14 protein-coding genes are annotated in these 21,012 nt (G+C 30.3%); 4 read left to right on the top strand and 10 right to left on the bottom strand.

Going from position 1 to position 21,012, the window contains the following annotated elements; all coding sequences use genetic code 11:
- The first annotated feature begins 846 nt into the window (after positions 1 to 846).
- The 3 genes from ACFPH8_RS14770 to ACFPH8_RS14760 all read left to right on the top strand — a co-directional run bounded on the left by ACFPH8_RS14770 (position 847) and on the right by ACFPH8_RS14760 (position 4,844).
- Positions 847 to 1,536, top strand: coding sequence for a hypothetical protein (locus ACFPH8_RS14770; protein WP_376862199.1), 690 nt, complete (start codon positions 847 to 849; stop codon positions 1,534 to 1,536).
- Between the two features lie 184 nt (positions 1,537 to 1,720).
- On the top strand, positions 1,721 to 2,218 hold the full coding sequence (locus ACFPH8_RS14765; protein ID WP_376862197.1) for a hypothetical protein: 498 nt from the start codon (positions 1,721 to 1,723) through the stop codon (positions 2,216 to 2,218).
- Between the two features lie 700 nt (positions 2,219 to 2,918).
- Positions 2,919 to 4,844: an AAA family ATPase gene (locus tag ACFPH8_RS14760; protein ID WP_376862195.1), complete on the top strand. Its 1,926-nt coding sequence runs from the start codon at positions 2,919 to 2,921 to the stop codon at positions 4,842 to 4,844.
- 196 nt (positions 4,845 to 5,040) lie between these two features.
- Here the strand turns inward: ACFPH8_RS14760 and ACFPH8_RS14755 are convergent, their stop codons facing one another.
- Entirely contained in the window at positions 5,041 to 5,682 is a 642-nt protein-coding gene (locus ACFPH8_RS14755) for a DUF6266 family protein (protein ID WP_376862193.1), read from the bottom strand.
- Between the two features lie 113 nt (positions 5,683 to 5,795).
- The gene (locus ACFPH8_RS14750; RefSeq protein ID WP_376862191.1) at positions 5,796 to 6,260 is read right to left on the bottom strand and encodes a DUF6943 family protein; all 465 of its coding nucleotides are present in this window, start codon (positions 6,258 to 6,260) and stop codon (positions 5,796 to 5,798) included.
- A 270-nt stretch (positions 6,261 to 6,530) separates the two neighbouring features.
- Between ACFPH8_RS14750 and ACFPH8_RS14745 the strand changes: the two genes are divergently transcribed.
- Positions 6,531 to 6,863 carry a helix-turn-helix domain-containing protein gene (locus ACFPH8_RS14745; protein ID WP_376862189.1) on the top strand — a complete coding sequence of 111 codons (333 nt, stop codon included), beginning with the start codon at positions 6,531 to 6,533 and terminating at the stop codon, positions 6,861 to 6,863.
- Positions 6,864 to 7,636: 773 nt separating this feature from the next.
- Here the strand turns inward: ACFPH8_RS14745 and ACFPH8_RS14740 are convergent.
- From ACFPH8_RS14740 to ACFPH8_RS14705, 8 genes are all read right to left on the bottom strand, one after another.
- Entirely contained in the window at positions 7,637 to 10,429 is a 2,793-nt protein-coding gene (locus ACFPH8_RS14740) for a TrlF family AAA-like ATPase (protein ID WP_376862187.1), read from the bottom strand.
- Between the two features lie 12 nt (positions 10,430 to 10,441).
- Positions 10,442 to 13,270 carry a DEAD/DEAH box helicase family protein gene (locus ACFPH8_RS14735; protein ID WP_376862185.1) on the bottom strand — a complete coding sequence of 943 codons (2,829 nt, stop codon included), beginning with the start codon at positions 13,268 to 13,270 and terminating at the stop codon, positions 10,442 to 10,444.
- Positions 13,270 to 14,307 (bottom strand): virulence RhuM family protein, encoded by a 1,038-nt coding sequence (locus ACFPH8_RS14730; RefSeq protein WP_376862183.1) that lies wholly within the window; start codon positions 14,305 to 14,307, stop codon positions 13,270 to 13,272. The genes ACFPH8_RS14735 and ACFPH8_RS14730 overlap by 1 nt, the downstream gene beginning before the upstream one ends.
- A 5-nt stretch (positions 14,308 to 14,312) precedes the next feature.
- The gene (locus ACFPH8_RS14725; RefSeq protein WP_376862181.1) at positions 14,313 to 16,445 is read right to left on the bottom strand and encodes a site-specific DNA-methyltransferase; all 2,133 of its coding nucleotides are present in this window, start codon (positions 16,443 to 16,445) and stop codon (positions 14,313 to 14,315) included.
- Positions 16,446 to 16,742: a helix-turn-helix domain-containing protein gene (locus ACFPH8_RS14720; RefSeq protein ID WP_376862179.1), complete on the bottom strand. Its 297-nt coding sequence runs from the start codon at positions 16,740 to 16,742 to the stop codon at positions 16,446 to 16,448.
- Positions 16,743 to 16,857: 115 nt separating this feature from the next.
- Entirely contained in the window at positions 16,858 to 19,143 is a 2,286-nt protein-coding gene (locus ACFPH8_RS14715; protein WP_376862177.1) for a DUF3987 domain-containing protein, read from the bottom strand.
- 18 nt (positions 19,144 to 19,161) lie between these two features.
- Positions 19,162 to 19,455: a helix-turn-helix domain-containing protein gene (locus tag ACFPH8_RS14710; protein ID WP_376862175.1), complete on the bottom strand. Its 294-nt coding sequence runs from the start codon at positions 19,453 to 19,455 to the stop codon at positions 19,162 to 19,164.
- Positions 19,456 to 19,642: 187 nt separating this feature from the next.
- Positions 19,643 to 21,004: a hypothetical protein gene (locus tag ACFPH8_RS14705; RefSeq protein ID WP_376862173.1), complete on the bottom strand. Its 1,362-nt coding sequence runs from the start codon at positions 21,002 to 21,004 to the stop codon at positions 19,643 to 19,645.
- Between the last annotated feature and the right edge of the window lie 8 nt (positions 21,005 to 21,012).

The following is a 21,012-nucleotide window of genomic DNA, read 5'->3' as shown; positions in this document are numbered from 1 at the left end:
TTTAAGTAGTAAAAGAGAGGGGATTATCAATGTTGACGAAGTTTAATCTTCACCGTGTATATTAACCTTAATCCTCTCTTTTGTTCTTTCTGATTATTTATCTAATTTAATGAATTGTAAACTTAAGCCGTATATAATTAATGGCTGGTTCTCACCTACTTACGAAAATCCTCGCGGATTTTCTATTTGGTATTTATTTGCTAAATTCCGTGCTTAAAACACGCCACTAATCATATACAAACACGTTAGCAGCAAGCAGTCACGTTTTGCTAACCGCTTTCTTAATCCAAGAGTTTTTTAATTCTAATCACGATAAAAATCTCACTCGAATGATCTAACTTGATAAACAGTTCGCAAAATTTACGCCGGATTTATTACTCAGACGGATAAGCCGAATTGACTAAGATTGCGGAACAACAACGTTGGATTGATTACTGAGATGAATAAGCACAACTGATTAGAATTACGGAAAATAACGCTGGATAATAGGAACCATTAAAATTAGAATTTACGAGAACCATAGAGAAAACCATCAACTCACTCTACTCTATTTTAATTTACAAAACTTTACAGCCGATCTGAACGCGAAAAAACCAATCTGAATGTAGTTAGACACCAAAAACAGAGTTATACGCTAAAATCAACGATATAGATGTCTAATTAAACTGTGTGGAATTTAAAAGCCGGCTGCTAACACCGTGTATAAAAAAATGCTACATTAGTGCTTAAATAAAGATCGTTGCTCTTTTGTTACGTCTGATTTTCCTGCGGAAAATCCTCGCTCACAAAAACGCAACTTTTCATACACAAACACGTTAGGTGTAAGCGGATTAAAAACACTATTCTATGTCAAAAAAATATGTTGGATTAATTGGTGACAGTATGGATATTCAAGATTTAGATTATATCCTAAATGATGATAATTGGAAAATTAATTTCATAGAAAACAAATATTTATTATCCTCAAGTTTTTTGGATTCTATTAATTCAGAGTATGAAATTTTATTAAAAGCAAAACAGTTTCTAGACATATTAAACGGAGCTGCAAAAGCCATTTATAATAATCATATTTATATTACTGCAAATACAGTTTACACAATAAATGAACAGAATAAATTGCAAGGAACTGCATTTATGAGTGGAAAAAGTACTGGTAGATCCAGATTTAGAGCAACACTGACAATCGAATCTAACGAAAAAGTATCTGAAAATAAATACCAAAAATGGATTGATAAAGCTAAAACTGATTCAAATGTAAGAGAAATCCTACATTATTTTAATAATCAAGATTGGTGGAATCTTTATAAAATCTATGAAATTATTCGAAAAGATTTAAAAAAGTCTGGTATGAGCAATTTAGTTTCAAAAAATGAAATTTCAAGATTTACTCGAACAGCGAATGATAATAAAATAATTGGGGAAAAAGCTAGACACGCAACTTATGATAATGAATCACATAATAATCCTATGGACATAAATTCGGCACGTAAATTTATTCTCGATTATTTTGAAAAATGGATAGAATTGAAAGAATAAAAAGCCTACACCTAACAATGTACATAAAAAATAGCTTCATTTAGTAAAATAGAATGTTTCTAACCTAAAAAATATTAACTTTAAACATCTGAAAATATCGTTTTCAAAAACGCTACTTTTCATGTACTAAACCGTTGGCAAACATTATAACAACTTAAAACTAAAATTTAACTTAAACGAAAAAATGAAAAACAAAAATTTACTTATTGCAGGAATTGTATTAACATCTTTAACTTCTTGTGGAAGTTATGTAAGAATTGGAGATTTAACAGGAATTAGCAACAGAAACTTGGATGATAGCCAAAAATATGTTTTGCTAGAAAGAGAGGTTGAAGCTATTGCAAGTTCTGAAAACGATGCTCTTGAACAAGCTGTCGATAATATGACTAAAGAACACGAAGGAGAATTTTTAAGAAATGCGAAAATTTATGTAAAAAGCAACGGGAAAAAAGTAAAAGTAATTGGAGATGTTTGGGGAATTCAAAATACGAATGTCAACGTTACAACAAATGCAAATGCGAAAATTGAATTAAAAGTTGGAGATAAAGTTGTTTTCAAAAGAAAAGGAGACATTATTGACGGTAAAATCATCGGATTAAACTCTGATTCTGTAATCGTAGAATATGGAAAAAGAAATAAAAGAACTGAACTAAAATACGATGAAGTAACAAAAACTGAATAAATAACGATTTGCCAACAACGTATAAAAATAATTGCTAATTTGTGCTTAAACAAAGGTAGTTGCGTGTTTGCTACTTCTGAATTTCCTTCGGAAATTCCTCGCACGCAAACACGCAACTATTCTTATACAAAACCGTTAGCTTTAATGCTGGAGCAAGTTTGCGGTTTGAAAAAAGCCTGGTTTATTTTTCGATTTTTTTTTTAGAATTTTAAGTAAGATAAATCAGAAAGACGGTGTGTCGAATTTCAAAGATTTTCGGAATTATCACTCAAATGTAGAATGAAATACAACTGCGGAATTGCTCACTCAAACTCTGAATTGAATTGCGTCTGACTTTTTAGCTCGTTTGCGGAATCGAAAACTGAATTGGAAACTGAATTGGAAACTCGGAATCTCACGCAATCGGAATTTAGCGAGTTGCGGAATTGCTTACTCTAATCTGAATTTAAATATTGCGGAATTTACTCTAACTTTGAAAACAAAAATTAGCAAAAAAACATAAATCGGAATGAATTATTAAGCAGATAAAAAAGCACTAAAAGCTAACAACGTGTATAATTAATTGCTTTTTTTAGATTACGTGCGAAAATTCCGCTGGAATTTTCTCGGGTTCGGTCAATTTTTGCTAAATTAGTTGCCAAACCACGCAACTAACCATACACAAAACCGTTACCTGCAATACCAAGAACACTGATAAAAAATGAGAATTACAAAAATTGATATACCTAAATCACAAGATTCTAATGATGGACTTGAATCTATCAAAATGGATAGGCTAAATAAAATAGTTTTAATTGCAGGAAAAAATGGAGCTGGAAAAACAAGGATTTTGAATAAAATATTCAACACCTTCTCATTAAAACCAAAGGAATCACAAGTTAATCAAGAAACTAAAAATCTCGAAATATATAAAAAACAAATACCAGCCTATGAACAAGCTATAGTTGGAGCAGAAGAGCAGATAAAATCAATGACTGAACCTGCTCAAATTACATCTCTAGAAAGAGATATAGCTAATTATAAAAAGCAAATAACAGACCATCAAGCTTATATTTCAAATTCAGAAAAAGTAACAAATTGGAATTTAATTGAAACTTCAAATAAATCAGAAAATTACAGTTTTGTGCGTTTTGTTCCTAAAAGTTTAGATTTAAAAGATTGTAATACATTTCCAAAAAGTCAAATAATTAGTTATGCTTCTACGGTAGATAAAGTTGGTGTTAACAGTCTTCCTCAAGGTACTTATGCAAAAATTCAAGTAATACAAGACAGATGGTTTAATTCCACTCACCAATTTTCTGATACGTCAGAAGAGGAAAAAGAAGTTGCTGTTCAAGATTATAATAGACTCAAAGATATTATTAAAATATTTTTAAATACTGAAGTAACTAGAACCATTAATGACGAAGCTACCTTATTTGGGTTTCCAATGGGACAATCTAATTTATCTGATGGTCAAAAGATTTTGCTTCAATTTTGTTTAGCTATTTATAGTCAACAATCTTCACTGTCAGACTTGATATTAGTTCTTGATGAACCCGAAAATCATTTGCATCCATCAGTAATAATTGAAACAATAGAGAGAATTAATAATTGCGTATCAAATGGACAAGTTTGGATTGCAACTCATTCGATACCATTATTAGCTCATTTTGAACCTTCAATGCTTTGGTACGTAGATAATAACAAAATAAGTCATGCTGGCAAAATACCTGAAAAGGTTTTACATAGCTTACTAGGAAATGAAGAAGAGGTAGCGAGACTTCAAGATTTTATTAGCCTACCAGCCCAATATGCGACAAGCAGATATGCTTTTGAAAGTCTATTTGAACCTAAAGCGGTATTAACTGGAACAAATGATACACAATCATTACAAATAAGAACCGATTTACTTTCATTAGCAAATGATAGTAAATTAAGGATATTAGACTATGGAGCTGGAAAAGGAAGATTAATATCAAATATTACAGATTTAGATAGAGAGAATCAAATCAAGTTATTAGACTCAATAGAATATATTGCTTTCGACAAATATCCTGATGACAAAGAATATTGCGAGAGTTCTTTAATTAAGGCTTACGGAAATTGTGAAAAACGTTATTATAATGATTTCAATAATTTATTCTCTAATTACGATAAGAATAGTTTTGATGTAATAATTATGTGCAATGTACTTCACGAAATTGACCCTAAAGACTGGTTATCACTTTTCCAAGAAGATGGTAACATTTCAAATTGTTTGAAAGAAAATGGTATTCTTTTATTAGTTGAGGACCACCAAATACCAATTGGAGAAAAAGCATATCAAAAAGGGTTTTTAGTACTTGACACACCACAATTAAAAGATTTGTTTAAAATCACGGAAAAGGATTCTGATTTTACTTTCACCGACAAACGAGGAGATGGAAGGTTAAAAGCACATCAGATACCTAAAAGGTGTTTAATCCAAATTGATGAGCAAACACGACTGAAAGCAATCAGTTCTATGTCTGAAACTGCAAAAGAAAAAATTCTAGGAATAAGAGAAATGGATAAAAATTTTAAAAATGGGAAACTTCACGGTTTTTGGACACAACAATTTGCTAATGCTCAATTGAACTTATCAGAGTTAACAACGAAAAGATAAGTACTGCAGGTAACACCGTGTTATATTAATATACTTCTGTATGTATTGTATTTATTGAATTTAAATAAATATTATTGAAATAAGTACAACATAGGTATAACATTTTTAACCTGGTAATTAAATGATCTATAAGCATAAAAAAACCGCTTCTAAATTAATAGAAACGGTTTTTAATATGTATTTAAACTTAAAGTTATTAAGCTGCCGTACCAGAGCCTAAATACACACTATTTGATACTGTTTTACCATCTTCAGATACAAATGCCATAAAAAGCTCTACAGTATCTCCTGCATAGGTATTTGGTATTGTTACTACTTGTGAACCTACAGTTCTATCAGCACCATCAAGAATAGAAATTGATTCTTTCTTACTTGGATTGTAAACTAATACCATTGATTTGTCCGTTACATTTGCATTACCTTCTGCCGAGTTATCATCCCAATCAAAAGTTACTTGTCCTGCTGATGCTAAATCGGTTGTACCATTTAAAACACCAGATAAAGGACCTCTACTTAATAAAGCTAAAGTATAATCAATTGTGAAGTTAGGTGCGATACCACCTACGGCATTATTTAACACATAAGACATAGCTGCATTAAATTCAGTTTTCTTTACTGCAAACGCCTTATAACCTATTTTAATAAAATCGCTTGTAGCTTGCAAATACTCCAATGTAACAGTAAATTTATTACGTTGATTTACTTGCCCCTCTGTGCGAGGATTCGCCACGCTTGATGGCTTAATTCTAATATAGTCGATACCTTTCCAGCTACCTCCTATAATGTTACCTACCTTACCAGATAAGCCTCCTAAAATTCCTTGGGCTATTTTCCCCATAACTATAAATATTTAAAATTAATACTCGTTCGGACTTGGTACGGACTTGATATTGCTTTTAAACCTTATTTACGCTAATAATATAACAAAAATAACACCATTTTGTTACTGTTTTAAGGTAGTAGAACGCCTTTGCGTTCAGTTACATTACTTTGCATTAACTTGAAACAATTACGTATATATGCCACCTTTAAAACTGCCATTTTATCAATGACATTTTGTAACTCTTTTTCTTTTTTACTGATAACAGAAACAGTATTGATGTGTTTTTGAAAATCATACTCGGATTTTGCCTTTGATTTCAAGCCTTTTTTTAGCGTGTTTCTGCAATCATCTATAGATATAAACGGAATAACACTTCCTTTTAAATAATAAGCGTAAAATCCACCTATTTGCAACATCATAGATAAATGAAATAGTGTGTTCTTCTCTTCTTCGGTTGATGTAGTGACTACAAAACAATTAGGACAGGGATTTGTTAAAGGTTTACCACTGTTTAGACCTTTATTTAGGATGAAAAAATAAGGGTTCGAGTAAGTCCGACCAGATTTGTGTGTTTTTAGTTCAAAAGTTGACATAGCTATCCAATTTAAAATTGCTTCGCTACGCTTCGCACCATTATTTTTTTTGAAAAGAAAAAAAGATAGCCATAGTTATTGTGGCGTGGGTAAGGCTGTCAAGGTTTTTGGATAAAAGTTTTTTGAGTTAAATTGTTTAATGAAAAAGAAAAAGGTTTTTGAAAAAAGTTTTATTCAAAACCCGTAGGGCTTGACCTTTATAGCCTTTTGCGGCTGGCAGAGGAAGCCACATATATTTGCAAACTTTTTTTATTTAATACTATAAACATTATGGAAAATCCTTTTGAAATTATTAACGAAAGATTAAAGAACATTGAAAATCTACTTGAAAACATCTATTCAAATATTGGAAGAAAAGAAACTAATATTATTACTTCTAAAATTATGGATATAGAACAACTCACAAATTATTTAGGTGTTTCAAAATCGCATATTTATAAACTAACAAGTAGCCATACTATACCGCATTCAAAAAGAGGTAAAAGGCTTTATTTTGATAAGGAAACTATTAATACTTGGGTGTTGGAAAATAAGATATGGACACAAGATGATATTGAAAAACAAGCATCTGATTATTTAATTAAAAAGGGAAAACACTTTTAGGGGAATTAACACTTAAAAAAATAGGTTTCAGTTCGTATTTGAGCGTGGGATGAAGCGTTTGTATGGGTAGCGTTTTAAATAGTTGTTTGATAAAACAGCATTTAAACAAGCTACTTATACAGGACTTTTAGACAATAGCTTATTGCTTTTTTGAGGTACGATAAAAAGTAATGTGCTATGACGTAATACTACATATTCTAAACCTATTTTTTTATATCCTATTTCTTGGGTGGTGGGGAAAAGTGGTCTTTAATATTTTTTAGTGAAATGAAACAAACAAAGACTTGAGGTAAGGAATACTTGGACTTAACGATGGTTTTGTGCAGATGAATGAGATAACTAATATTATTTTCAATTAACTAAATCCTTTAAATGTTCGACTGTTTAATGCTTGTTCAAAATGTACTTATATGTTCGGATGTGAGCGTTGGATTAGCGGATATTTTACATAATAGCAGTTATAGCTACCAAAACATAATAACACGCCGTAGGCAACCTTTGAAAAGGTTTTTGCTACTATAACTTCTATTATGTAACATAGCTTTGGGTTGTTTTTGTGGCGCAATAGTTGTTTGAGCGTTGGCAATGGCTCTTTGCTTTTTTATTGTACTGATTTCTAAAAATAGCTACTTTTAAATAAAACAAGCAATGTGCCATTATAGCGTTGGCTACAATTATTGTGACATAAAAACAACTATGCAGTGGCGAGGGGAACAACACAAAAAACAGAGGATTTTGAGGTACGAGAAAACTGGGTTTTGTGTTGTGGGGAATTAACTTACCTTATATCTATCAGAACGCATTTTAAAAGCTTTTTCACTACCTTCCATAACATCACATATTTCTTTTTTTATCTCTTCTCTTTCAACTGTACCTGAATGTAGAATTGAGGTATATTGACTTTCAGAGTCCATTGAAATAATATATTCTGCATCCCCATTAACAGGGATATTGGCGTTATGAGTAACCACAATAATTTGCCTATTATCTTTTGCTACTTTTAATCTATCTACTATCAAATCATAAACTAAACGATTATCTAAATCATCTTCTGGTTGATCTAACAATAATGGAATAGAGCCGAATGAAAGCAAAAAGGTTAAAATAGCTGTGGTTTTTTGACCTGCTGACGCTGTAGATAGCGACTTAAAAGAATCTGAATTTTCAGGTTTATACTCTACAACCACCTCGTCTTCTGGCATAAATAATTCTAATTCATCCATACCAGCATCAGTTATGCTACGGACTGCATTTTTAAAACGACCACCAACTAATTCAAATTTATCATCATAATAATTAGAACGAAATTCTTTCTTTATATTCTTTATTAAAACCTCAACTTGACCTCTAAAACACAATTCTTTCAGCTTTATAAAATCATCTTCATACTTTGTTTCTTTACCAATAATTCTGCGAATTTGTAGCTCGAAATTTGTTTCGTTTTTAAAAGGATTAATTTTAACTCTAATCTTATTATCTGTAATATTTTCTTGAATAAACGCTTTACGTTCAGCAGTAATATTTTTACATAATTGTATAAATTCAGTTTGGTATTTTTCACGCTGTACTAATTCTGAACGTTTATTTTCATTTATAATATCTAGTTCTGCAAGCTCTAAAGTTTTAGTTTCTATTTCTTTAGATATTTCCTCATATTCATCTATATTAACAACACCTTCACTTTCAAGATCGGCTTTCTTTTTATCATAATTAGATATAGCATCTGAATATGACTGTTTCCATTTTGAAGAAACAATTTTAGATTCTAAATCTGATTTAACTTTCAATAATGAACTGATTAAGGTTTCAAACTCTTTTGCACGCTCTATTAGTTCTTCATTTGCTTCAGATAGCACACCTTCCAATTCGTCTTTATAATCATTAGAGATATGATTTATATCAGGTTGTTTTATTTTAAAATCTTCTTTAAAAACACCTAATTGGGTTACTAAATTATCAATATGAATTTTGTAATTATCAAGTAGCTTTTCTTCTTCTTCAAACACTTTCTTTTCAGACATTAAGTCCTTAATACCTGCTTTATCTAACGTCTCTAATTTTTTCTTTAAATCTTCAATATCTGTTTTTAATTTCAGTCTTGATTTAAGTTTTACTTGATATGCTCTTATGGTGCTACAAGATTTTAAATAGTTTTCTTTAGTTACTTCACGCTTATCTTTTAATTCATTTATTTCTTCGACATTTATATCAATCCTATCTAATAGTGCATTAGGGTTTTTTGATATTTCAAATATTTGCTTTTGAGAATATTGTTCAAACTCTAAAAAGTTTAAAAATTCTTTATCTTCAATTTCTGTCCAAACATCATCATCTAATCTATGTATTTCAATAAATTGATTTGTTGATGAATTAATACTTGAAGCTTTGACCTTATACAAAAACTCTTTACGAATAAATTCGATTTCAATGGTTGAAGCATCATTAAACACACCTATTGACTCTATACCCTGCAATTCGGTTGTTTTGTAAAAGTTATTATGTTCTGTTATTAATTCGGTAAAACTTTCAAGATTATTTGTACGGTTAAAAACACCTCTAATAAACCTTAAAATACTTGATTTACCACTACCACGACCACCAATAATTGTATTTAGTTGTGGATTAAAATTAACCTTAAAAGGCTCTTTACCTGTTAAGGAAGTATCTGTAATTGTAATAGATTTAATCCAAAATTCTGGTTTTTCTGTAATTGTAGAACTACTATTAAAATCATTTACAATTCTATGTGAAGGCAATAAAAAAGCTTGACGCAATCCCTCTAAAGTAGGGTTTTCATCCATTTTTATATAAGTAAACCGTGTACCTATACCATATAAACCGTGTTTAGAGTTTTTAGGTGCGTGAGGATTATCTGAAAAGGTTAATACAGACAACTCTTTTTTATTTGCTAAACTAACTGCACTAAACCATTCTTTTGCTTTAGCATCATCAATTTTAGGTGTTGGGCTACTGTAATAATCATTTAAATATGGCACAATCTCACTAATAGTTGTATTCGTGTATTCATTATCATTAAAAGTTTTATGAACAACTTGAACTGCATTAATATCATTACGACTATAAAACTTTTCTAAATTTTGATGACTTAAACTATTTAAACCTGCAAACTCATCAATATGTGCTGGAATTATTAAAGCATCACATTTATTAGTTGCAATATCAGCTACTTCAAAAACAGATTTGGTAGTAGTCGCTTCTTGTTCGCCATAAACATTATGCTCTATATCACATTTACTTAAAAAACTCTTTATATCTTCTTCTCCTTTAGACGGGTCAAATAATATTAACAAATGAATTTTAGAAGTATCGCAAGTTATTTCAACTCCAGGAAAAACTGTTAAGTTTTTGCCTTGTGAAGCTTCTTGAATAGCTTTAATACCTAATGGGGAATTATGGTCTGTTACAGCTACACAATCTAAACCTTGTTCAATAGCTCTATCAACCCATTGTACTGCTGTTACATTTTTATCATCAAAACATTTACTTGCTGTAGTATGCAAATGTAAATCGCATTTATACCATCTTGCCCCTCTAAAATCTTGCATTATTTTTTTATATTATAATTCAACACCTAATTGCTTTTCTGTACTTTCTTTAAATTCTTTCTCTAGTTTTTTATTGTAAAGTGGCAATCCAATAAGCTTATAGTTTTTATCTTCTGCTGTTAATATTTTATCTTTTGAATACTTTTGAGATATATGGTCTAAAAATTCTTGTTTCCAGCCTTCCGCACTATCGTTATAACCATTTGAAGCATCTTTAAATTGATTCCCTTTTGGCTCAATAAAAACTTGATAATGTAATTCCACCGTTTCTGACTTTAGAAATAATATAAAATCTGGCATAAAACCACGACCTGTTTTGAAATCGTGAATTTTATAAACCTCCTCATTTCTTAAAAGATTTACTTCTTTGAATTTATCTTCAAAATTGGCTATTTTATTTTCTAAAAACTTCACTAATTCTCTTTCTTCTGATGTGCCATAAAATGCTGTTAAAGGATACCAATCTTTATCTTTTAAACGTGTTTCTATTGTTTCACTTTCGGGCTCTTTTACTACGTAAATTGGTTTAGGTATTTTGTAGTAGTTATTTAAACGCACTGGCTTAAATTCTGTACCGATATGTGGATTTGAAATTAATTCTATTTCCTTTTCAAGTTTATTAAATGCATTGGTTAAGATTCTAACTTGCTCTTTAGGCTCTATTAATTCAAAACGCTCAATATCTGAAACCTCTTTTAGATTTTCATTTTCAGGAACCACAACAGAAATATTAAAACTACCGAAATATTCATCTTTAAAAGCATCTTCAATACATTCTATATTGATTTCTTCTTTTAATTTATTAAAACGTAATATTGATTTTTCTCTTTTAGTTTGAACACTTAATGCTTTGTGTCTGGTGTTACGTGGTGTTTTATTTAATGGTAGCGTTATAGTTCTTTTCTTTTCTTGAATGGTTTCGTAACGTGTAACATCTTCTGTGTCCTTTTCAAATTCTAGTTTTGTAACATTTAATGCTATTTCTTCTAGCTTATCTTCAAAGTTCCAATCTTTTTTTAATTCTTCTAAATCTCGTTTACATCTATTAGGATTCGCTACTTTTTCGTTTGTATAAACGTTTAAAGTATTGTAGAAGCTTGATTTATCTTTCTTAATTTCAGGCTTAATGTCAAAGATTTTTAATTGCTTTTCTTTTCCTGGCAATAATTCTTGACGTTTCAATTCTTTTTTTAGTTCTGCTATATATCTTTCGTCTTTATCACTGTGGAAATAAAACTCTTCTAACACGCGTAATTCGTGATCTAGATTTTTGTCAAATTTCCTTTTAATAGGAATATGCTCTTCATATTTAAAAGGATAATAACGAACACCTCTACCTATTAACTGAACTTCTGACGTAGTACTACCACCTGCTTTTCCTTTATTAGTACCTCCTGTGTTTTGACCTTCGTACATACGTACAATATCAAATAAATTTAATACATCCCAGCCTTCTGTAAGTCTTTGGCAGGTAAATATTGCAGTAATAGGATTGTTTTTGTCTTCTAAACTATTTAATAATTTATCTTGTTCAGGCGTTGTCTTATCTGCATCACGCATACCCGATTTTATTGCCTTTGCTGTTTTATCTGAAGAGTGTGTTATGATGCAGTTATTAGGATTGAAAGCATCTTTTAAATAGCTTATGACACTATTGTACGAAACGTCATTATCTGCAATGTAATTACGTATATCTACAATTCTGCTTTGGCCTACTTCATAAATTTCTTGCGCTTCAATTTTTTCTATGGTTTGAAGAAACTTAAAATCTTCAATAGTTAGGTTGTCTATTATTTCTCTGAAAAACTCATAATCTGATTCTACATTTTCTTCTCTTTTAGAGGTAACAAATTTACTTCTGAATAAAATGACTGGTTTGAAATTTGGAAGATTATGTTTTACACCCATTTTATAGCGATACCAATTAAAAATAAGGGCTTGTAATACCCTTAATTTTTTATTGAATGATGATGATACTAAATTAATTTCTTTGGTATAACCTGCTTTTAAAAAGTCTTTTAAATCGAACCTAATAATTGTTTTGGGTAGGTATTTTTCTTCTACTTTTTTATTGGATGGTACTGTTGCTGTAAACTCCAATAGTACATTTTTATTTTCTTCACTATTATTTCTATCTCCTTTATGAAGTATTAAATCATTTACGGTGTGTTCCCAACTTTTCTCTACATCTTTTTCGCTTGCATTGTCTGCTAATTCTGTAACAATATCAAGTTCTGTTTGCACATCTTCTTTTGCCTTTGTAGCTGAATTTAAATGGTGTGCTTCATCTGCTAGCATTACAATATTACGTTGCTGTAAATCATCTAAAAACACACTATTCTCCTTTACTTGGTATACTGCATTGTGTAGCTTATGTATAGAGGTAAAGTGAATTTCTATATCATCAGTATCACTAGAAAAGGTCTCAACCTTTTTTATGTTTACAGTTTTTTTATCAATTACTATAGGATTGGAAAACAAGTATTTATTATGGTCTGGGTCTGTGAGGTTGTCTTCTGTTTTACCAACAATATTATTTTGATTTACAAAGAATATAAAGTTGCGATAGCCTTTTTCATAATAGTATATTATTAATGCTGCCATTAACAATGTTTTACCTGTACCTGTTGCAAGATTAAATAGCAAACTTGTTGGTGCGTAATCGCCTTTATGTTCTTTAATAGCCTCTGCTGTTAAGAAGTTTTCTAATGCTTCTCGTTGCCAATCAAACAGCTCATATCTTAAATTATCTGTAATAAATTCTGGAACTTTAGATTTTGATAAACCCAAATCAAAAGCATCCATTTTTATGGTTTCGTATAACGCCTTTATATCTGCCATTATTTATCTTTTTTTTGATTTAGTTTTTTTACCATTTTATCAAAATCCGAATCTATCTTTTGTGTTTTGTTAAAGGTATCGTATTCTTTAAATGCTTTATTTTCTGCTTGTTTTTTAGACTTTTTACCTAACCCATCCAATACTTTAAATTCATTAAACTCTAGAAACTTATTTACACTATTTGCCAAACCCTCCATTGTAAACGTATTTTCTCTTTCAATTAATCCTTCAATATAATCAAAATAGCTTGATACCGTGCGCTCCAGTTGTTTTATTTCATTTTCTTCTAGATAGTTTTTTGCAATGTTGGTATCGCTTTTTAAGATTCTGCCTTCAGGTGCATTTTTCCAAGTTTTTAAACCCATTTTAGGTTTTTTACTATCTGCTTTTAAATAAATAATTTCAGCTGCTGTTTTACCTGTTATGGCATAATGAAATTTGTTTTGAATGGTAGCATAAAACTTTTTTGTAATTGGTGCATTTTTATCATAATCTATACTGCACTCCGCAAAAATATCTGTTACTTGTTGATATATTCTACGCTCACTTGCACGGATGGAACGAACACGCTCTAATAACTCTTTAAAATAATCTTTACCAAATAGTGTTTTACCTTGTTTTAAGCGTTCGTCATCTATAGTAAAGCCCTTTATGATATACTCTTTAAGTGTTTTAGTTGCCCAAATACGAAATTGAGTTGCTTTGGTGCTGTTAACTCTATAACCAACAGAAATAATAGCATCTAAATTGTAAAATTCAATATTACGTTTAACATCTCTTTCTCCTTCTTTTTGAACTTGTGCAAATTTTGCACTTGTTGCCATTTTATCTAATTCACCATCTTCGAATATATTACCTAAATGCTTGGTTACAACTGTTCTATCAACATCAAATAGGTCTGCTATTTTTTGTTGTGTTAACCAAACTGTTTCATTTTGCACATAGATTTCTATTTTAACATCTCCGTTAGGTGCTGTGTATAAAATAAAGTCTGATAATTCATCAGATGGTTTGAGTGATTTATTTTCTTCTGCCATTTTAATTACTCTTTTATTTGATAGAAATCTTTTGTTAAGGCTATATCTTCTGGGGAAATATTGTGTTTGCTATCTTCCATTTCACTAACATTTACATAGAGCTGGTTATTATCTAGCATTTTGCAAAATATTTCTTTTTGCCTATCTAATGATAATGCTATAAACTTTTCTTCTTTAGCAACTACCTCTTGGAATTCCTTTGTTTTAAGGTTGTAGTGCAAAAAGTATTTCGAGTATAAATCGTTAAATAGCTCCATTAGCTCTTTATAGCTATTGCAAGCTAGTATTTGGTCTTTTGCGTTTTGGTTGTTTTTGGCTAGTTCTAAATAGGTAAATGAACCACCACCTTGCCAATTAACGTCTTTGTATCGAGAAATACCACTATTATCTTTATTAATAACATTCTGTAATCTTGTTTTTGACATTTCTACCTGACTATCAATTTGCTCCAACCCAATAAATTGACGATTCATCTTCATAGAAACTGCTGCTGTTGTTCCTGATCCTAAATGATAATCTAAAACAATATCATTCTCATTGGTTGCCGAGGAAATAATTTTATGAAGTAAGTACTCGGGTTTTTTACCATTTTTTAAAACGACACCACCCTCTTGTGCCACGCCACCAGTAGTGACGATATTAAACCATATATCACCAAAAAACACCTTACTATTGTCTTCTGCAAACACTAATTCAATACGAGCTGTATCCGTATCTCTGTTGAAATCAGTTTTAATGATTTTTAAATCACCTCTCTGATTCTTGAGAGCATAAATAATTTGATTATACTCTTTAGTTAATGCTTTTTTTCTTAATGCTGTATTCGGTTTTGAAGCTAGTATTCTAAATGAATTCTCAAACTTCCATTCATCAGTCAAGTCAATTTTGTTGTCTTTAGCGTATTTCTTAAGAGATTCTAATTTGAAATTGAATAGAACTTTATTTAAATTTGATAAATCATTGATTGAAATTAATTCCTTAATTTCTTTGTATCCATCTAATGACAAAGAAGGAATAATCATATTATATTCATCATCCCAATTTTCCTTTTCTTGTTTAGGTATTTGTAATTTATAATTACTCTTTGACTTACAATACAATAGAATGTATTCTTTTATTTTAGGAAACTTACGCCCCTGTATTGCGTGTTCAATTTTATTACCAGATAAATTACTCATTTCAGCAACTATGTTATTAATAAAACCATCTTTAAATATGTTGTCTAAAATAATTTTTAAATATGACTGTTCATTGTCATCGCATTGAACATATATTAAGCCTTCTTCACTTAATAATTCTTTTGCTACTTCAAGGCGATTATACATAAAAGTTAACCAGGTAGAATGGTTAAAATTATCATTATATGCAAAACTGTCACTACCAGTATTATAAGGTGGGTCAATATAAATAAGCTTCACTTTCCCCTTAAACTCTTCTTTTAGGCTTTCTAATGCCAATAAGTTATTTCCTTTTATAATTAAATTATCTGTAATGGTATCTGCTGGTAAGTTCCGTTTTTTGTTAATGGCTGCATCTCTTGTAAAGCTTTTGGGTTTGCTTTCTCCTTTTACGTCATATTTTGTAATGTTGGCAAATGCTTTAGGTTCTAACAAACGGTCTATTTCATCTTTTGCAACTATATTGTTAAAGAATATTTCTTTGCGTTTGGTTTGTTTCTCGTTGTATTGTTGAGGTTTGTAGCCTTTTTTCTCATCAGTTTTACTTACTTCTTCATCGTATTCAAAATAGGTGTCCAAACCTTCTTCTGTGCTTTGGCCGCCTTCTAGAATACAATCTTTATACGGAAAGTCTAAAACAACATCTGTATTGTCTTTTAAAAATTTACCACCAACCGATAAACCAATTTGGTTTATATAATTGGTAAAACTGTTATCTATTTTATTTTGCTCTAAAAAGAATTTAAACTCACTGGCTTTAAACACATACACCTCTTTAATTTTAATAAAGAATTGTGTTCTAGAACGTTCATCTTGCAATAAAAGCTCAATTAGTTTTTCGTCTAAATCATCGGTAAAACTTTTTACTTTATTACCCATTAACTCGCCTTCATCGTCTACAAAACGAGCGTCTTGTTTTAGTAAATTTTCTAGATGTTGTTTGTATGTATTATTAGCCATTTATTTTGATGTTTTTTGATTGTATTTAACTTCTTTTTCTGCCACTTTTAGGATTTCTAGCTTTTGATCTTCATCACTAATTACTTGATATACTTTGTCTGCCAACCAATATTTAATCATTTCAGATTCACTGACATTAAATAATTCAGATAGTTTAGGTAGGTGATTGCGACTTGCGCTTTTTTCATTACGCTCTATTTTACTAATAAAAGCCGTATCTACTTCAAGGAAAGCAGCTACTTCTCGTTGCAGTAACCCATTGTTTTCACGTATATTTTTTATGTATTCTCCGAACATAGCATAAGCTCTTTATAAGACTTGTCCAATTTAGGTCTTTTTAAATTATTAATAAAACATTTTTAGATTTATTTATTTTAGAGATTGAGGGTTTTGAGGGAATTGAGGAAACTGGCTACTTATCTTCCTCACTTTCCTCATTTCCCTCACTTTCATCTTTTGATGGATTGTAGTAATTACCTTGCGATTCTCTTACTAAAAAATTAGTTTTACAAAGACCGGTAATGTAACGCTCTGCTGTTTTTTGGGTAACACCTAATTTAGTTGCGTAATTGATATAATCTTGAGTTGAAAACCGTAAAGGTAAACTTTCTATAAACTGTTCTTTTTTATTCTTGTAGTTGATGGCTGTTTTATCATCTGGTAAGCTAGAATATACTTTACTACTGTGTTTTGTCAATGCTTTTACCATAGTTAATGTAGATTGAAAATCTTCATCACAACAGTATAAAGGATTTGAAACATCGCCTGTTTCAAGTATGCGTAAAACGGTTAAAATCATACTAATTCTAAACGCTATAATACCCATTCTTTTTATTGAAGAGTTGTATTCTAAAGGATTTACATTTAGATAGTATAAATTAATTTTTGAAAAAAATTGATTGAATACTTCTTGTTGTACTTCGGTATATGAAAACTGAATTTCTGTATTTGAAATTAGTTGCCTGTATAGCTCATAAAATTGATTACCTAATTGATCGTAGTATTCATTTAAGCCTTTTTTAGTGTCAATAGCAAACACATTTTTCCAATGCGTACTTGTTGGCATTTGATAAAACATAAAGCGACTGAATAAGCCATTTTCTGCATTAGGCATTAACGCCAAAACTTGTTTTGGTGTTCCTGTTAAGGCACAAGACAAACAAGGCTCTTCTATTTCTACATATTCTCTGTCTGTTCTTCGAAAATATTTTATGGTTTCGTGATGAAACGCATTTCTAAACCCATCAGAATAATCGCCATAATCTGTTTTAAAGTTTTTTGCCAATGTATCTGCTTCGGTTTCAAAAATTAGTCCTCTGCCTTTACTATCGTGCAATAATTGAAACATCCCTGTAGAGCTGTTATTAGCCGGAATAAATAACATTCTAATAGGTGGCTTTGGTGGTTTCTTTAGGTTTGTATCTTTTGCTTTGTTCTTGTTGTATTGTGCCAATTCTGCATCATATTCAGCTTCCATTAGTTTAGCTTCTTCACGCATTGTTTTATGAATTTTATAAACCAATCGTTTACAAAATTTTAGTTTACCTTTTCCTGAAGCTGCTGCCGCTGTTACAAATAAATATAAATTAGAGTACACTTTGTCGCCATCGTAGATACCGTATATTTTAGGTAAACAAGCACTTATTGCTGTTATGGCACCCAATATCATTATATCTTTTTCTTGGTCTGTTTTCGTGTATTTAACTACGTGTTGAAGGAATTGCGGAAGTTGAGGAATTGCGGAAGTTGAGAAAGTTGGACTATCTGTATAATCTTCTGTTAGTAAATCGTCTTTTATAGGTAATACTTCGTCTTCAATAGGTTCTTTGTGTGGTTTTATATTATTTTGATGTGCCATATAAAAAAATGTAGAAATATTGATGCCTGTACCTTTAGCTTTTAAACAATTGGTAAATTGTTTATCGCATTCTTGGTACTTATAGTTAATGTAAAATCTGCTAATTCTATGATAATATTCTCTACCAGCTTCTCCATATTCTTCAGATAAAGCAAAACCTAAATTTCGCCACGTTTCATAATTTCCTGTAATATCGGTTGCTGTTTTTTCTATTTCAGATATGTAAGCTTCAATATCATTATTTACTTGATTACTTTGCTTTATTGGTTGTGCCGTTTCTATTGGTTTTAAAGTAACCTCAAAAGTATCTGCATTTGTATTAATATGGCATTCTTTGTCAAATGACACAAAACAGAGTCTTGCAAAATCGCTACCAGAAGTATCTATATCAATATTTAAAGCTTGTTCATAATAGGCCACAACTTGCTTATAGGCTTCTTTATGTTGTTCTAATGTTGTATTTACTTTTACTATAAATTTAACTCCTTTACCTCTAGTACTGATAAAACAGCCATAGGTATAAGGTGCAAGATTTATGATTGGTATTATGCGTTTGAGTTCGGCATCTGAAAGTTTATCTATATCTAAAATTATGTATTGGGTGTAGGTTTCTAAATTTTCACTACTCCTATAATTATTGAATATTCCAGAGGTTGTAAAGCCTAATAATTGTTTTTTTAGGTTTTCAGCTTCTTTTTCTTTACCTATTGACATTAAACCTCTTATTTTTTCAATTTCAGTTTTATAAGTTCCTATTTTAATATCATTTAGGATTTTTTCTAATGGCTTATCCTCAACCTTGTTTACGAAGTCTTTAAAGACTGATACGGCAACTTGCATAACTTTAAGATTTACGGATTAATAATTGCGTTTTTTGTTAGAAAAAGCTTGTTTGTAGTTTTTGTCTAAAAGCTTTTGTACATCGCTCATTCTGTAATAGATTTTTGAGCCTATTTGAGAGAATGAAATTTTACCTTCATCTCTCCAGGATTGCGCTGTTCTTTTGCTAATATTCATTAGCTGTAAAAATTCTTGATTGTCTAAAAACGTGTCGTTTGGTGACTTTTGCTTTTCTTCTAGTTTTTTGTTTAGAACATCTAAACGATTTACTAATTCTTTGTACTGTTGTGCGCTTAAAATAATTGCTTCCATTGTGTGAAATTTTAATGATTATGAAAACAAAGATTGGCAGAAAGAGAGGCTCAAAACACTTTATAAACAAGGGTTTAGAGTAAGGTGCAGAGTGTAGAGTGGCATAAAAAAACAGCTAACCTAAAAGAGATTAACTGTATTATTTGAAGAAAGTTTTTTAATACTGCACTTGAAGTGTAGAGTATTATTATAGTGTTTTTAATGCCATATCAATGTTTTTTGATGTAGCAGGAACTTTTTGAGTTCTTAATTTTGTGCGGTTATATTGCTCTCCGTTTTCTTGAATAAAACAGTTTATAGTTACTGCCCATTGTTGTTGCTTTAAATCTCTAACAAGCTTTAATTCATTATGCAATTGCTTAATGAAATATGAAAGTTCGCTAATATTACCAGTCCAAACAATAGGTTTTTCGATTTCTTCTCCGCTAAACACTTTTCTAAAATCTCTTAAGTCTGTATCTGATGCAATTAATTTTTTTCTAATTAAAGAGTCTTTTAGTCCTGTTAAGTTAGATTGACCAGAAAGATTATTAATGTAGGTAAATGATTGATATTTCGATTTTGTTTTAGTCTTTGGTTTCTCAATTACTTCTTGTTTTTTACCATTTCCAATTAAGCCCTTTTTAAAGTCCAGTAAGATATTTTCTGATGCTTCTTTAAATAAGTGGAAATGATTTTTATAATGCTTCCAGACGTGCATTGCATATTTATCATCGTACTCATTTTCGTTGTACTCCATTTTGTTTGGATGCCAATAGGTATCGTGGTAAATTCTTTTAAAGGCTTCTGCTCTTTTGGTTGGCGTATGCGTCTTAAATTGATTTACTGATAGTGTTAGGTATTTATTAATTTCAAAGTCATTTAAAGGCTTTATTCTTTCATATATGGCATTTAAAAATATAGTGTACAACTCACCAGAAATAAACGTATCAAAATAGGTTGGGTCGAAAGTATAAGTTTCCCAATAGTCATCGCAATTCTTTTTGTACTCTACTGCTTCAATTGCTACACGCTTTTCTAATTCTTCTACTAATAATAAATCTTTAAAGTTGTCGTATTGAAATTGGTCGTTTATCATTTGTGAAGCAGATATATTAATAGGTTCATCTGGTTGCTCTATTAGTGATCTAATATTTTCAACAATTTGTTTGCACTCCTTAATAAAATGTTTTAGCCAATAGCACTTAAATAAATCATCGTCTTTTGGAAATTGATGTTTTATATTATAAAGTTTAGATACTGCTTTTACTTTATCGTTAGTTGAGTAAGATATTTCAAATCTATCATCAATCGAATATTGGTCTAAATCTATGTTATTGTTGCAATTGGTTTCAATTGCTTTATCAAAATTTTTGAGGATAAAATTAATTTTTCTATCATCAGCATTCAAAACATCGTTTTGAAAAACATAGCTTTCAGTATCTGTAAAGTCCTCAATACAATAGTAATTATGGATGTGAATTAATTGCGAAATATTATACTTTTCTAGCTGTAATTTTTTTACAGTGTTAGAGAGTTCGTGCAGGTTTTCTATTAAATCTATCTCCATTAGTTATT

Origin of the sequence: Bizionia hallyeonensis, from assembly GCF_042657385.1 — a bacterium.
Taxonomy (GTDB): Bacteria; Bacteroidota; Bacteroidia; order Flavobacteriales; family Flavobacteriaceae; genus Algorimicrobium; species Algorimicrobium hallyeonense.
Note: the sequence above shows the minus strand (reverse complement) of the source record. Positions and strands in the feature narration are given on the sequence as shown.